Annotated in this window: 10 protein-coding genes and 1 pseudogene; 10 read left to right on the forward strand and 1 reads right to left on the reverse strand. The window is 38.2% G+C overall.

The window, feature by feature from the left end; all coding sequences use genetic code 11:
• Window positions 1–311 precede the first annotated feature (311 nt).
• The 7 genes and pseudogenes from ord to orr all read left to right on the forward strand — a co-directional run bounded on the left by ord (window position 312) and on the right by orr (window position 8,775).
• Window positions 312–1,373, forward strand: a complete 1,062-nt coding sequence (ord, locus tag Ami3637_RS07710; protein ID WP_162362072.1) for a 2,4-diaminopentanoate dehydrogenase — start codon at window positions 312–314, stop codon at window positions 1,371–1,373.
• 156 nt (window positions 1,374–1,529) lie between these two features.
• The gene (gene ortA, locus Ami3637_RS07715) at window positions 1,530–1,829 is read left to right on the forward strand and encodes a 2-amino-4-oxopentanoate thiolase subunit OrtA (protein WP_162362073.1); all 300 of its coding nucleotides are present in this window, start codon (window positions 1,530–1,532) and stop codon (window positions 1,827–1,829) included.
• On the forward strand, window positions 1,829–3,235 hold the full coding sequence (gene ortB, locus Ami3637_RS07720) for a 2-amino-4-oxopentanoate thiolase subunit OrtB (protein ID WP_162362074.1): 1,407 nt from the start codon (window positions 1,829–1,831) through the stop codon (window positions 3,233–3,235). Before ortA ends, ortB begins: the two co-directional genes overlap by 1 nt.
• Before the next feature lie 38 nt (window positions 3,236–3,273).
• The gene (locus Ami3637_RS07725; RefSeq protein ID WP_330586888.1) at window positions 3,274–3,639 is read left to right on the forward strand and encodes an ornithine aminomutase subunit alpha; all 366 of its coding nucleotides are present in this window, start codon (window positions 3,274–3,276) and stop codon (window positions 3,637–3,639) included.
• A gap of 13 nt (window positions 3,640–3,652) precedes the next feature.
• Window positions 3,653–5,863 carry a D-ornithine 4,5-aminomutase subunit OraE gene (oraE, locus tag Ami3637_RS07730; RefSeq protein ID WP_162362075.1) on the forward strand — a complete coding sequence of 737 codons (2,211 nt, stop codon included), beginning with the start codon at window positions 3,653–3,655 and terminating at the stop codon, window positions 5,861–5,863.
• A 105-nt stretch (window positions 5,864–5,968) separates the two neighbouring features.
• Window positions 5,969–7,338 (forward strand): annotated as a pseudogene (locus Ami3637_RS07735) (GlmL-related ornithine degradation protein); the annotation flags it as partial.
• A 393-nt stretch (window positions 7,339–7,731) separates the two neighbouring features.
• Window positions 7,732–8,775, forward strand: a complete 1,044-nt coding sequence (gene orr / locus Ami3637_RS07740) for an ornithine racemase Orr (RefSeq protein ID WP_162362076.1) — start codon at window positions 7,732–7,734, stop codon at window positions 8,773–8,775.
• A gap of 121 nt (window positions 8,776–8,896) precedes the next feature.
• On the opposite strand, the gene Ami3637_RS07745 is transcribed toward orr, so the two are convergent.
• The gene (locus Ami3637_RS07745) at window positions 8,897–10,486 is read right to left on the reverse strand and encodes a methyl-accepting chemotaxis protein (RefSeq protein ID WP_162362077.1); all 1,590 of its coding nucleotides are present in this window, start codon (window positions 10,484–10,486) and stop codon (window positions 8,897–8,899) included.
• Between the two features lie 289 nt (window positions 10,487–10,775).
• Here Ami3637_RS07745 and Ami3637_RS07750 point away from each other — a divergent pair, with 289 nt between their 5' ends.
• The 3 genes from Ami3637_RS07750 (at window position 10,776) to Ami3637_RS07760 (ending at window position 13,851) form a co-directional block, all read left to right on the forward strand.
• Window positions 10,776–11,021 carry a GIY-YIG nuclease family protein gene (locus Ami3637_RS07750; RefSeq protein WP_330586922.1) on the forward strand — a complete coding sequence of 82 codons (246 nt, stop codon included), beginning with the start codon at window positions 10,776–10,778 and terminating at the stop codon, window positions 11,019–11,021.
• A 166-nt stretch (window positions 11,022–11,187) separates the two neighbouring features.
• The gene (locus tag Ami3637_RS07755) at window positions 11,188–12,843 is read left to right on the forward strand and encodes an acetolactate synthase large subunit (RefSeq protein WP_162362078.1); all 1,656 of its coding nucleotides are present in this window, start codon (window positions 11,188–11,190) and stop codon (window positions 12,841–12,843) included.
• A gap of 78 nt (window positions 12,844–12,921) precedes the next feature.
• Window positions 12,922–13,851, forward strand: a complete 930-nt coding sequence (locus Ami3637_RS07760; RefSeq protein WP_202931102.1) for a chemotaxis protein — start codon at window positions 12,922–12,924, stop codon at window positions 13,849–13,851.
• Window positions 13,852–13,938 lie beyond the last annotated feature (87 nt).

A 13,938-nucleotide genomic window follows, 5' to 3' on the forward strand; every position in this document is an offset into this window, starting at 1 on the left:
TACAAAAGACGGTAAGAATACAGCACAAAAGTTAAAAGTGCAAATATATTTGCTGTAGACGTGCAAATATATTTGCACTTTAGGATGATAATACAGAAAATTTATAAATTTTAGAAAAGCTTTGGCGAAATAAAACGTAGAAATGTTGGAATTTAGCCATTGCTTTTTTGTTGGCACGGAACTTGCTTTATATATAAGTGTTGCGCGGCAATGTCTGGAATTAATTTCAGAACATTACCAAGGCATAATAAATTTTTTAACAAATTTAAAAATGAATCTAATATTTATTGGAATGAAAGGGAGAGTATGTTATGAAAAATGTAAAAGTAATTCTCTGGGGTCTTGGAGCTATGGGCGGCGGTATCGGAAAGATGCTGACTAAGAAAGAAGGCGTTGATATTGTTGGTGCAATTGATATCGGAGCAAAATTAGGAAAGAGCCTGTATGATGTTGTTCCTGGCATTGAAAGAGGAAACAGAGAAGATGTTATCGTTGGTACAGCAGAAGATGTAATTAAGCCAGGTGCTGCTGACATCGTAGTTGTATGCACAGATTCTTTTACAAGCAAAGTATATGACAAATTAGTGTTTGTTATGGAAAGAGGAATGAACGTTATTACTTCCGCAGAAGAAATGGCATTCCCTCAGGCACAGGAACCAGAACTTGCAGCAAAATTAGATGAAATTGCTAAGAAAAATGGCGTAACAGTACTTGGAACAGGAATCAATCCTGGTCTTATCATGGACTTATTGGTAATTTTATGGACAGGTGCTTGCGAAACAGTTGATCATATTGTATCAAGAAGAGTTAACAGCTTATCTCCATTCGGACCTGCTGTAATGGAAGAACAGGGTATCGGTATGGAAGTTGAAGAATTCAACAAGAAAAAGGCAGACGGAACAATGGCAGGACACGTTGGATTTGCTGAATCAGTAGGAATGATTACAACTGCATTAGGTTGGAAGCTTGATAAGTTTGAGCAGGATATGGAACCAATCGTAACAGATGTAGACAGAAAATCACCTTATGGCTTTGCTAAAGCAGGTCAGGTTGCCGGCGTAGCAATGAAGGGCTGGGGATATGTTGATGGAGAAATGAAGATTGAAATGGATCACCCACAACAGATTGAACCAGAACAGGTTGGCGTACATACAGGTGACTATGTAGAAATCAAAGGTATTCCACCAGTAAATATGTGCAATACTCCTGAAATTGAAGGCGGAATCGGAACAATGGCTATGATTCTTAACACAATTCCACACGTGATTAATGCAAGACCAGGCCTAAAAACTATGATTGATATTCCAGTACCTAGAGCAATCATGGGAGATATGAGAGACCAGATTTGCGAAGAATGCAAAATTGTAAAATAATTAAATTGATTAACAAGTTGAGTGTATAAAATAACTAAATGATACTAAATAGTATTAAGTAATTGAGAATAAAAAATTGAAAAATTGAAAACATTGTTCAGGACACTCTTGGGATCGGCAGGAGTGTCCTATACAATATAAAAAGGAGAAGCGAAAATGGTTAAAAAAGGAGAATGGGTAAGAATCCACTCGACTGTATTAAAAGCCGAAGAAAGAACTGCAAAGCTTCCTGAGGACACAAAAGGCTGCCCTCTTGAAATGTGGACAAAAGGATTTTTACAAGAAGATGCAGAAATAGGTGATGTAGTAACAGTAATGACTGCATCAAACCGAATGGAAAAAGGAACGCTTATAGAAGTAAATCCATATTGGAAACATAGCTATGGCACGTTTATCCCTGAGCTGGTTCAGATTGATAAGCAGTTAAGAGAAATCATGTTCGGAGGTGACAAATAATGGCATTAGCAAAAGATTATGATTCCGTTATGGGAAGATCTAACGATATAATGAAAAAAGCCCTTGGTCTGGACTACGATGAATTTGAATCTGGTTCCATTGCCTTTGACTACGAAGCTCTGATGAAATCAACAGAGTATACACTGGATGAGATTAACAGAATTCAGAGCAGAACAGGAGTTGGTAATACTCCGTTACTTGAATTAAGAAATTTATCAGCCCTTGCAAGAAAGTATGCAAAGCCTGGATATGGCGCAAGAATCTTTGCTAAGGATGAAGCAGCAAATGCATCAGGAAGCTTTAAAGACAGAAGAGCAGCCTGTGCCGTTGCACATGCTAAGAAGCTTGGATATAAAGGCGTTATTGCAGCAACTTCAGGAAACTATGGTGCAGCTGTTGCATCACAGGCAGCAATGCAGGGACTTGAATGCGTTATTTGTCAGGAATGCTTTGACTCACATGGTATCGGTCAGCCCGAAATCATTGAAAAAGCAAGAAAATGTGAAGCTTTAGGAGCAGAGGTTGTTCAGCTTACAGTTGGACCTGAACTATTCTATACATTTTTATCCATACTTGAAGACAGAGGATACTTCAATGCATCACTGTATTCACCATTTGGTATAGCAGGTGTAGAAACATTAGGATATGAAATTGCTGTTCAGTGCCGTGAAAAGTTAGGTAAAGATCCTGCTATGGTAGTTTGTACAAATGCCGGTGGTGGAATGGTTACTGGTACTGCTCGTGGTCTGATTAAAGCTGGAGCGAAAGATACTAAGATTGTAGCAGCATCCATTGACCTTACAGGTCTTCACATGGCTTCAGACAAGCAGTTTAATATGAAATCATGCACAACAGGACACACTGGATTTGGAGTTCCTTATGCTACAGATCCTGACCACTCAGATGTACCTAGAAGTGCAGCAAGACCGCTTCGTTACATGGATCGTTATGTTACAGTATCCCAGGGAGAAGTTATGTATATGACAGAAGCTCTTGCAAACTTAGAAGGTATCGAAAGAGGTCCTGCAGGAAATACTTCACTGGCAGCAGCTTTCTCACTTGCTCAGGAACTTCCTGAAGATGAAATCATCGTTGTAAGCGAAACAGAATACACAGGTGCTGGAAAGCACGTTCAGCCACAGCTTTCATTTGCAAGAGACAATGGAGTAGAAGTACTTTTCGGAGATCCTAAAGAGGAAAAGCCTGGAGTAAATGTTATACTTCCAAAAGACCCAAGCTTCTTTAAGTGCGTAGATGCTGATATTAATCATTTCAGAGCTTCTTTAATTAAGAAAGCTTGTAAAGCGCACAATGTGACAAACCCAACGGAGGCTGACCTGGAATTCCTTGCAGCAGAAACAAAGACAAATGTTGACTTTGTTAAGGAAGTTATTAAGAGTTTATAAAATAAAGTAAACTTTATAGTTAAAAAGGAGAATGAAGAATGAAATCAGGAATGAGAAGAGAAGATGATTTTCAGGAAAGACGTAAACACATTGCGAATCTTACTGACGAAGAACTTTATGCCAGATTTTGGGAACTAACTGCACAGGTAGTTGATCCCCTACTTGAATTAGGCAGAAAAAACACAACACCTTCTGTTGAAAGAGCAGTACTGTTAAGAATGGGCATTTCTTCACTTGACACACAGAAAATCGTTGAAGGTTGCATGGACAGAGGCCTGATGGGTCATGGTACAGGTCATGTTGTATATAAGTTATCCAAGGAAAAAGGCATTTCCATCAGAGAAACTGGAGCAATGCTGGCCAAAGGTGAATGCTGGGATGAAGCAGTAGCTTTGTTTAAATAAGGAGGTAAGAAAGATGACAGAATTAAAACATAATGAAAAATTAGATGTTCAAAACATCTTGAAAGACCTTGACCAGTACGAACCAAGAAGAAGAGGCTGGCATTGGAGAAAACCTGCTCCTGGAATTAAAATGGGGCCTTTTGAATATAAGGATTGTTCAGAACCGTTAAAGAACAGTGTAGGACTTCCTCCTGCTAAGTTCTTTGGAGATATAGATCCACAGCCGCTTCCTGTTATCACTACTGAAATCGCTTCCGGAAGATTTGAAGATGATATCAGAAGAATGAGAATGGCAGCATGGCACGGTGCAGACCATATCATGGTTATCAGACACATGGGGCAGTCCCATATTGATGGCCTGATGGAAGGTACCCCTCAGGGTATCGGCGGTGTTCCTATTACAAGAAAACAGGTTAGAGCACAGAGAAAAGCTCTTGATATTATAGAGGATGAAGTAGGTCGTCCAATTAATTACCATTCTTATGTATCCGGCGTTGCAGGTCCAGATGTAGCTGTAATGTTTGCAGAAGAAGGTATCAACGGTGCTCACCAGGATCCTCAGTACAATGTACTTTACAGAGACATTAACTGCGTAAGATCCTTCGTAGATGCCTGTGAATCCAAGAAGGTTATGGCTTGGGCAGGAATGCTTCAGATAGATGGTGCTCATAATGCCAACGCTACAGCAAGAGAAGCCTGGAAAGTAATGCCTGAGTTGATCGTACAACATTCAATCAACTCTTTATTCTCAGAAAAGGTTGGCATCAGCCCTGATTTAATCAGTTTGTCAACAGTACCTCCTACTGCAACTCCCGCTCCTTGTGTGTACATGGACTTACCATATGCAGTAGCACTTAGAGATATCTGCGGCAGATATAAGATGAGAGCTCAGCAGAATACCAAGTATATTTGTTCTTCAGCAAGAGAAGCAACTGTAACTCACGTTTTAAATATGTTGATTTCAAAGCTGACAAGTGCAGATATTCAATCTACTATTACTCCTGATGAAGGAAGAAACGTTCCTTGGCATATCTATAACATCGAAGCTTGCGACAATGCAAAACAGACTTTAGTTGGTCTTGACGGTTTAATGGATATGGTTGAACTGAAAAAAGACGGTCCATTAAGAGATATGGCCAGAGAGCTTAAGGAAAGAGCATGCCTGTTCATGGAAGAAATCATTGAAGTTGGTGGATACTTCCAGGCAGTACAGGAAGGATTCTTCGTTGACTCAGCAAGATATCCTGAAAGAAATGGCGATGGTATCGCAAGAAAAATCGAAGGCGGCGTAGGTTATGGATATATATTCGAAAGAGAAGAAGATTATATGGCTCCAGTTACAGCTCATTTCGGTTATAATAACGTAGAACAGTATGGTGGAGATCCTAAGAACCCATCTGCTTTAATCGGTGGCTGCACATTTGAAGACCGAAGCAAAATTGTATTCATTGATGAACTGGATGAAACAGACTGCGTAGATGTAAGAATTGCTAACGTTAAGAAATACCTGGATGGAGAAGCAATTAAGCCAGAAGTAGAATGGTGTGCAGACGGAACAATCCTTCTTACTATGTGTATTCCAGCAAATACAAGAGTTGCAGAAGCTGCTGCTCTTGAAATCGGTACAAAACTTGGTCTGGAAAGCCCTGAAGTAATCAGTAAGGAAGTTCTTCAGGAAGCAGAAGGTACAAGAATCGAAATGAAGGGTAAAGTTACCTTTGATGTAGATCCTGCTAAGCTGGTTATTCCTCCTGAACCACATTATCTAAGTGATGCAGTTCTTTACAAGGAATTCAGCGATCATCCAATGAAGGTTGTCTGCGGTACAGTTGGAGAAGACGAACATTCTGTAGGACTTCGTGAAATCATCAACATAAAGCATGGTGGTATAGAAAAATGGGGTATTCAGGTTGAATATCTTGGAACTTCTGTTCCAGTAGAAAAGCTGGTTGACGCAGCAGTAGAATTGAATGCAGATGCAATCCTTGCTTCTACAATCATTTCACACGATAACGTCCACTACAAGAACATGAAGAGAATCAATGAACTGGCTATCGAAAAAGGTATCCGTGATAAAGTTATCATTGGAGCTGGCGGCACACAGGTTATTCCTGAAGAAGCACGTAAGACAGGAATTGATGAAGGATTTGGAAGAGATTCCCACGGTATCGATGTTGCTACTTTCTTAGCAGAAGAAGCAATGAGACGCAGGGGAGATTTATAAATCGTCAATATGAACAGAACCAAGGGCGGGCCGTGATGAAAGCCCGCCCTTATTTTCATATTGTGAAGGAGACTGCGCTTAAATAGGAATATAAAGGAGAACAATATGAAGGTTGATATTTTAGTAGCTGAAATAGGTTCAACCACTACAGTGGTAAATGCATTTAATGATATAAATACAGATAATCCGGTATTTTGGGCACAGGGACAGGCACCTACATCCGTTACAGATGGAGATGTAAGGATCGGCCTTCAGGGAGCTATTGATGATTTGTGTAAAAAAATGAATATAGATACCTTGGAGTACGACGAAATGCTTGCTACTTCATCTGCAGCAGGCGGTTTAAAAATGACAGTTCATGGGTTAGTTTATGATATGACAGCAAAGGCGGCAAAAGAGGCTGCACTGGGAGCAGGGGGCATTATACATTATGTTACCGCAGGGAAACTTCGTAGAACTGACCTTGCAAAGATAAAACAAATAAATCCCAATTTAATACTGATAGCAGGGGGGTTGATTATGGTGAGAGGGACACTGCCATTGACAACGCTGAAATGGTTCGATCCATGGGGTTGAAGACCCCTGTTATATATGCTGGCAATTGTGAGAACCAAGAGGAAATGAAACTGATTTTTGACGAAGAAAGCGGTATGAAACTTTATAATGTGGAAAATGTTTATCCCAAAATAGATGATTTAAATGTAGAACCTTGCAGAAGAGTAATCCAGGATGCCTTTGAGGAACATATTACCAATGCACCAGGGATGGAACATGTGAGAGATATGGTAAATGGCCCGATTATACCTACACCAGGAGCTGTGATGGAATGTACAAAGCTTCTATATGAATGTATTGGTGATCTAATTGTTCTTGACGTAGGAGGGGCAACCACGGATCTTCATTCTGTAGCAACAGAATCAGACCAGATTGCACGGATTATGATTTCTCCAGAACCTAAAGCAAAAAGGACCGTAGAAGGAGACCTGGGTGTTTACGTAAACCGAATGAAAGTAATTGAATCGATAGGTGAGGAAAAACTCAGGGAAGAGTGTGAAAAAATGGGAATTGACCTTGATAAAACCCTGGAGACTTATGTAGCCATACCAAAAAATGAGGACGAAATTAAACTGGTAGAAAGGCTTACAAAAGAAGCCGTTTTGAAAGCGGTAGAACGTCATGCAGGAAAAATAAGGTACATTTACGGCCCCAGCGGAAGAAGTTCTGTTGCTGAAGGTAAAGATTTAACACAAGTACGATATATTATAGGCACAGGAGGAGCGCTTACAAGGCTGCCACACAGAGTGGAAATCATGAAAGAAATCGCAAGACATAACGAAACAGGAATGATGCTGTTCCCTGGAGAGCATGCAGAAATTCTTGTTGATAATGATTACATCATGGCATCTCTTGGAGTGTTATCAAAGAGGTATAAAGAAGCAGCAATCCGCTTATTAGAAAAGAGCCTGGATTTTAAGTTTCCTGAAAAAAAAGACACATCTTATCAGACGAAATATATTGATGAAGTTAATAGAGCCAACGAAGAAACTAAAAGAAAAGAAGAAGAATACAGGAAGCATATTGAGGAATGTGAGGCCCTTGGTTATGACATGAGTGCATATAAAGAAGAGGAGGCCATAGGCGGCGCAAACAGAAAAAATAGAACTATAGAGGAATCAGCTATAGGGGATGAAAAATCAGGACTAAGAAATGGGGAAGGCGTTCAGGGAAAATGGGCAGGACAAAACATGGGGGACTGTAATCATGATTGCAGGCACTGCACCAGACCGCATTGCCCAAATCGTAAAAATTGTTAAAAGGATTGCAATACATTTTAAAGTAACTTTTAGAATATTAAAAGGAGATAAAGCATGTATCCGAAATTAGTTATTGATTTAGAAAAGCTGAAAAGTAATCTTGATGCAGTTGCAGATATTACAAAAAAGCAGGGAGGTTGCTCTCTGATGATTGTTACAAAGGGACTTTGTGCAAATCCTGAGATGGTAAAACTGGTATCAGCCCATGAAGCTGTTGACTTTATGGCCGATTCAAGAGTAAAAAATATTGCCACTTACGCTGACATAGCAAGAGAAAATGGTAAAAAAACGGTTCTTTTAAGGCTTCCAATGCACAGCGAGATTGAGGAAGTTGTAAAATATGTGGATTTAAGTTTTAATTCTGAAATATCAACAATCCGTATGTTAAACAAAGAGGCGGCAAAACAGAAAAAGTTGCATAAGGTTTTGCTGATGATTGATTTAGGAGACCTGAGAGAAGGAATTTTCTATAAAAATGAAGCTTTGATTTTTAGTACCATTGAAGAAATTCTAAAAATGTCAAATGTTGAATTCTATGGTATTGGAGTAAATCTGACCTGTTATGGGGCAATCATCCCTAAAAATGATAACCTGTCTATCCTTACAGAATTAGCTGAAAAAATAGAAACAACTTATTCTACACATTTAAATATGGTATCAGGCGGAAATTCAAGTTCAATTTATCTGGTTGGCAAAGGCGAACTTCCTAAAGGTATAAACAATTTAAGGTTGGGAGAATCTTTCCTTCTTGGTAATGATACAGCATATGGAACCAGGTTACCAGGGACTACGGGAGATGCATTGATTTTGGAAGCTGAGATCATTGAACTGCAAAGTAAGCCTTCCTTACCTATAGGAGAAGTGGGTGTGGATGCATTTGGCCAGAAGCCTTATTATGAAGACAGAGGAATCATAAAAAGAGCCATAATTAGTATCGGCAAACAGGATACTGAGTTAGACAGTATGACTCCACTGGATGAAAATATAGATATTTTGGGAGGAAGCTCCGACCATACTATTTTAGATGTAACCAAATCTGAAGCAGACTATAAAGTTGGTGATATTATCCGTTTTGAACTGGGCTATGGGGAATGTTAAAAACTTCTACAAGCCCATATGTTCACAAAGAATATAAATAAATTGGGCTACACTTACTATTTTAATCATGTTACTATAAGAAAAAGGGAGATGCCTTAAGGTATCTCCCTTTTTCTTGGATTTAATATTTATCACTATAGTCATTAATTGCAGTACCTGCTGGAGTAGCCGCTTTAGGAACTGTAGTGTGTTGGGACTTCATTTCAAATTTAGGACTTTCTACAATTGGTTTAAATGTTTCATTCTGCTTTACTTCAACCTTTGGTTTCTTTTCTGGAAGTTTCTCTTTTGGTATATGTACTTCTTTTTCTTTATATATAACCTGTTCTTTTGGCTTTTTTGGCTCTTCCAGTATGTTTACAACCGGTTTGGGGCTAGGCTTCTTTACTGGTGCAGTAATTGCAGCTGGCTTTTGTATTGCTGGTGGTGTTTTAATTTCCGCAACAGTCTCCATAACACTATTATCAATTTTAAATTTTTCAACTAATTTATTTAGTAACTCAGCTTGTGCATTTAGTTCTTCACTTGCCGCAGCACTTTCTTCAGCCGTAGCAGAGTTGTTTTGAACAACTCCTGAAATTTGGTCGATACCATCACTTACCAGTGTGATTGAATTGGACTGTTCTTCAGAAGCCTTAGCAATTTCCGTGATTAAAGAATTAACTGCACCGGATTTTTCAACTACTGAAAGTAAAGACGCTGCAGTATCATCAGCTATTTGTGAACCATTTGCCACAGCAGAAACAGTTTGTTCGATTAAAGCGGTGGTATTCTTGGCTGCCTCTGCGGATTTTGTTGCAAGATTACGAACTTCATCTGCTACAACGGCGAATCCCTTTCCTGCAGTACCTGCTCGGGCAGCTTCAACAGCAGCGTTAAGAGCCAGTATATTAGTCTGAAAGGCAATGTCTTCAATTGTTTTAATAATCTTTCCAATCTCGTTGGATTTATCCGTGATATCGTTCATGGCAGAAGTCATGGCTTTCATCTGTGAATTACTTTCCATAACACCAGCCCCGGCTTCACTGGATCTAAGATTGGCTTCGTAAGCATTCTGCGCATTCAGTTTAACATGTTGAGAAATCTCAGCAATTGTTGCAGAAAGTTCTTCAATGCTGCTTGCCTGCTGTACGGCACCTTCTGAAAGGGTCTGGGAGGATGACGAAATATGTTCTGCACCCTGGTTCACCTGTGAAGAAGACTTCTGTATCTGGGAAATAGTATCATACATGTTGGATTTTATATTTCTAAGATGAGTTGCAGTGTTCTTAAAATCCCCGATGTATATATTTACATTTTTACTTTTTATATTGAAATTATAGTCAGCCATTTCAGATAACAAATAGTTTATATCTGAAACATATTCTTTTATAGTCTTCACAACAGTATTAAAAGCTGTGGAAACCTGTCCAATTTCATCGCTGCTTTCAGTATCCAGTTGAATATTAAAATCACCTTTTGAAAGCTTTTCTGCGGCGGAAACTATGTCATTAATGGGCTTCAGGGTTTGTCTGGTGACATTAAAGATAATCAGGACTAAAACAACCAGAGCAACCAGATAAAAACCGATAAGAAAACCAATAGAATTCAAAAGGCCGGTTGCTTTCAGGACTGTAGTCGCTATAATAAGAAAACCAAAAACAACGGCTAAGGCAATAGCTGAAATGGATGCAATTTTTACAGACAGACTTTTTTCTCTGTTATTTGCCATAAGACTCACCTCACAATGAATGTTTAAGTTAAAATAAATCAATATTTCTGTTAAAATTAAAGTACTCAAATTGCATTAAAATAACAAATTCGGACAATTAATCCAACTTAGTTACAGTATAGTACATTATGTGATAAGTGTCTATGTAAATATAAAAAAATATGGCTGAAAATGGCATATTTTTGCATTATACATCATATTATTTAAAAGTGTGCTATCATAAAATAATAGGAAGTTTAATAGTAAAAAATAGCAAGAAGGTACTTATGAAAAAATAAATTATGTATATATATTAGAATGCAGCGATGGAACATATTATACGGGATGGACTGTAGATCTTGAGGAAAGAATAAAAACCCATAATGAAGGGACTGGTCCGAAAGTTTCAAAATACACAAGAAGCAGGAGACCAGTAAAATTGGTTTATGTAGAAGAATATGAAGATAAATCCCAGGCTCTAAAAAGGGAGTGGGCAATAAAAAAGTTAACCAGAACTGAAAAGAAAAGATTGATTTGCAGCAAGATTGTACGGTGAATTTCACAAATTGTATTTAAATTGTACTAATCGAAAAAAACGTTGAATAAAAAAACTACTGTGCTAGAATGGGTTTATTAAAAATGTATACGATTTCAAATATAAAAACATTTTGATTTCCATAATAAAATAATTAAAAAGGATTAAGCAGCGAGGGTTTTTAAAAATGGATAAAAAGTTAAATACAGCACAGATGTTAGTAAAATGCCTGGAGCAGGAAGACGTAGAATATATATTTGGTATACCGGGAGAAGAAAACCTGGATGTGATGAATGCCTTACAGGAATCATCCATTAACTTTATTACAACAAGGCATGAACAGGGAGCAGCATTTATGGCGGATGTATATGGAAGACTAACAGGGAAAGCAGGTGTCTGCTTATCAACCTTAGGCCCTGGAGCAACAAACTTAGTTACAGGAGTTGCAGATGCCCATGAAGATGGTGCACCGCTTATAGCAATAACGGGGCAGGTTGGAACGGAAAGAATGCATATAACATCTCATCAATCCTTGGATTTATGTAAATTATTTGAACCAATTACGAAGAAAAGCAAGCAGATTGTAAGGCCGGATACTGTAAGTGAGATTGTGCGTATTGCTTTTAAATATGCTGAAAGTGAGAAACCAGGAGCCTGTCATATAGATTTGCCTGTAAACATAGCAGGAATGGAAGTAAGCGATGATGAAAAGCCTCTTGAAAAGAGGAATGCACCTCCGGAAATGGCAGATATAAATAGCATAGAAGATGCAGCGGGGGCAATATTTTCTTCTCAGCACCCAGTAGTTTTAGTAGGAAGCGGTGCAGTAAGAGGGAGATGCTGTGAGGCTTTGACCCGATTTGCAGAAAGTCTGAAAATCCCGGTTATTAATACAATGATGGCAAAAGGGATCATCCCCTACGATAATAAATATTCTTTATGGACAGTAGGTATTCCACAGAAGGACTATGCAAACAAAGTACTTGAAAAGGCAGACCTTGTTATTGCGGTTGGATATGACATAGTAGAATACGCGCCTGTAAGATGGAACAGGGAGCGAAATCACCGAATTATCCATGTGGATACCAGGCCATCTCACATAAATAAGTATTTTGAACCAGCAGTTGAAGTAATTGGAGATATTGCACATTCGCTGACACAGATTAGAAGAAGAGTACATAGAAATACAGAACCGGAATTTGCCCTGAAGGTTAAAGCTGCCATGGAAGAAGAGTACAACTCCTATGCAGAAGACAACAGCTTTCCCATGAAACCCCAGAAGATTCTTTATGATGTAAGAAAAGTCCTGGCAGATGATGATATCGTTATATCAGATGTAGGTGCGCATAAAATGTGGATTGCAAGGCACTACCACTGCAGAATACCTAATACCTGCATCATTTCCAATGGATTTGCTACTATGGGAATTGCAGTACCGGGTGCTGTTTCTGCAAAATTAATCAATCCAGATAAAAAAGTACTTGCCATAACTGGTGATGGTGGGTTTATGATGAATTCACAGGAGATTGAAACCGCTTTGCGAATAGGCACTCCAATAGTCATACTCATTTTTAATGATAGCAATTATGGACTAATTAAGTGGAAACAGATGGATAAATTTAATAAAAGCTGTTATGTGAATTTTATAAATCCTGATTTTGTTAAATATGCGGAGAGTTTTGGGGCCAGGGGTTATCGGGTTGAAACTGCTGAGGATTTAATTCCTACATTGGAAGAAGCTTTCAGACAGAATGTTGCCTGTATTATTGACTGCAAAGTGGATTATGATGAAAATATAAAACTTACGACTCATTTAAAAGAAGTCTATGCAAGCGAGATTTAATGTTGTATAATAAAGTAATATTTTACAATATTATTACGGTAAAATGTAGTAAGTCTAATTTGTATGGGAGGAATGGATATGGCAATTCCAGAGAGTATTAGTAAGACTAGTATACTTTTAGAATCAGGCACAAATGAACTTGAGATTATAGAATTTACAGTTGCAGACGAGATATTTGGAATAAATGTTGCTAAAGTTCGTGAAATTATGGTGGCTCAGAAAGTCAAGCCTATGCCTAATTCACATCACGTGGTAGAGGGTGTATTTAAACCAAGAGACGAGATTATAACAGTAATAAGTCTTGCAAAATATCTTGGCCTTCCTGAATATGAAAACTCTGGACGTGATATTTTTGTTGTTACCCATTTTAATAACTTAAATTTTGCTTTTCATGTACATACAGTAGTTGGAATTGACAGAATTTCCTGGACAGCAATAAAGAAACCGGATAAAGCTGTTTATGGTGGACAGGATGGTGCTGCAACTGGAATAGCAGAATATCAGGGACGTCTTATAACAATCCTTGATTTTGAAAAGATTGTAGCAGAGATTAGTCCAGAATCCAGTATACAGGTTGAATCCATTGAAAAAATGGGCGAACGTCACATTATGGAAAAAACAATTTTAGTAGCAGAAGATTCTATGCTGCTTTCAAAAATGATTATAGAATGCTTACATAAAGCCGGGTATAAAAATACCGTAAAGACAGAAAACGGACAGGAAGCCTGGGATTATTTGCTGGAAGCAAAAGAATCAGGAGATCCGATAAAAGACCATGTGGCTTGTATTGTAACGGACATTGAAATGCCTTTGATGGACGGACACAGACTGACAAAACTGGTAAAAGAGGATCCGATTCTTAAGAATATTCCTTTAATCTTATTCTCATCACTGATTAGTGAAGAAATGCGTATAAAAGGAAAACAGCTTGGTGCAGACGAGCAAATCAGTAAACCGGAGATTGGAAAACTGGTTTCAATAATTGATGACCTTACAGCCAATCATTAATTAAAAAGCTAAAGTAGACATGATGATATTTATCGTGTCTATTTTTATATTGTAAAATAGTAAAAACTACAAAACATAATTCTGAGA

The sequence above is a fragment of the Aminipila terrae genome, from assembly GCF_010120715.1.
In the GTDB taxonomy this organism is placed as follows: Bacteria; Bacillota; Clostridia; order Peptostreptococcales; family Anaerovoracaceae; genus Aminipila; species Aminipila terrae.

What these genes read in the sequence shown, in the direction of transcription:
- ord (WP_162362072.1), top strand. Translation starts at nt 312, where the DNA reads ATGAAAAATGTAAAAGTAATTCTCTGGGGTCTTGGAGCTATGGGCGGC.
- ortA (WP_162362073.1), top strand. Translation starts at nt 1,530, where the DNA reads ATGGTTAAAAAAGGAGAATGGGTAAGAATCCACTCGACTGTATTAAAA.
- ortB (WP_162362074.1), top strand. Translation starts at nt 1,829, where the DNA reads ATGGCATTAGCAAAAGATTATGATTCCGTTATGGGAAGATCTAACGAT.
- Ami3637_RS07725 (WP_330586888.1), top strand. Translation starts at nt 3,274, where the DNA reads ATGAAATCAGGAATGAGAAGAGAAGATGATTTTCAGGAAAGACGTAAA.
- oraE (WP_162362075.1), top strand. Translation starts at nt 3,653, where the DNA reads ATGACAGAATTAAAACATAATGAAAAATTAGATGTTCAAAACATCTTG.
- orr (WP_162362076.1), top strand. Translation starts at nt 7,732, where the DNA reads ATGTATCCGAAATTAGTTATTGATTTAGAAAAGCTGAAAAGTAATCTT.
- Ami3637_RS07745 (WP_162362077.1), bottom strand. Translation starts at nt 10,486, where the DNA reads ATGGCAAATAACAGAGAAAAAAGTCTGTCTGTAAAAATTGCATCCATT.
- Ami3637_RS07755 (WP_162362078.1), top strand. Translation starts at nt 11,188, where the DNA reads ATGGATAAAAAGTTAAATACAGCACAGATGTTAGTAAAATGCCTGGAG.
- Ami3637_RS07760 (WP_202931102.1), top strand. Translation starts at nt 12,922, where the DNA reads ATGGCAATTCCAGAGAGTATTAGTAAGACTAGTATACTTTTAGAATCA.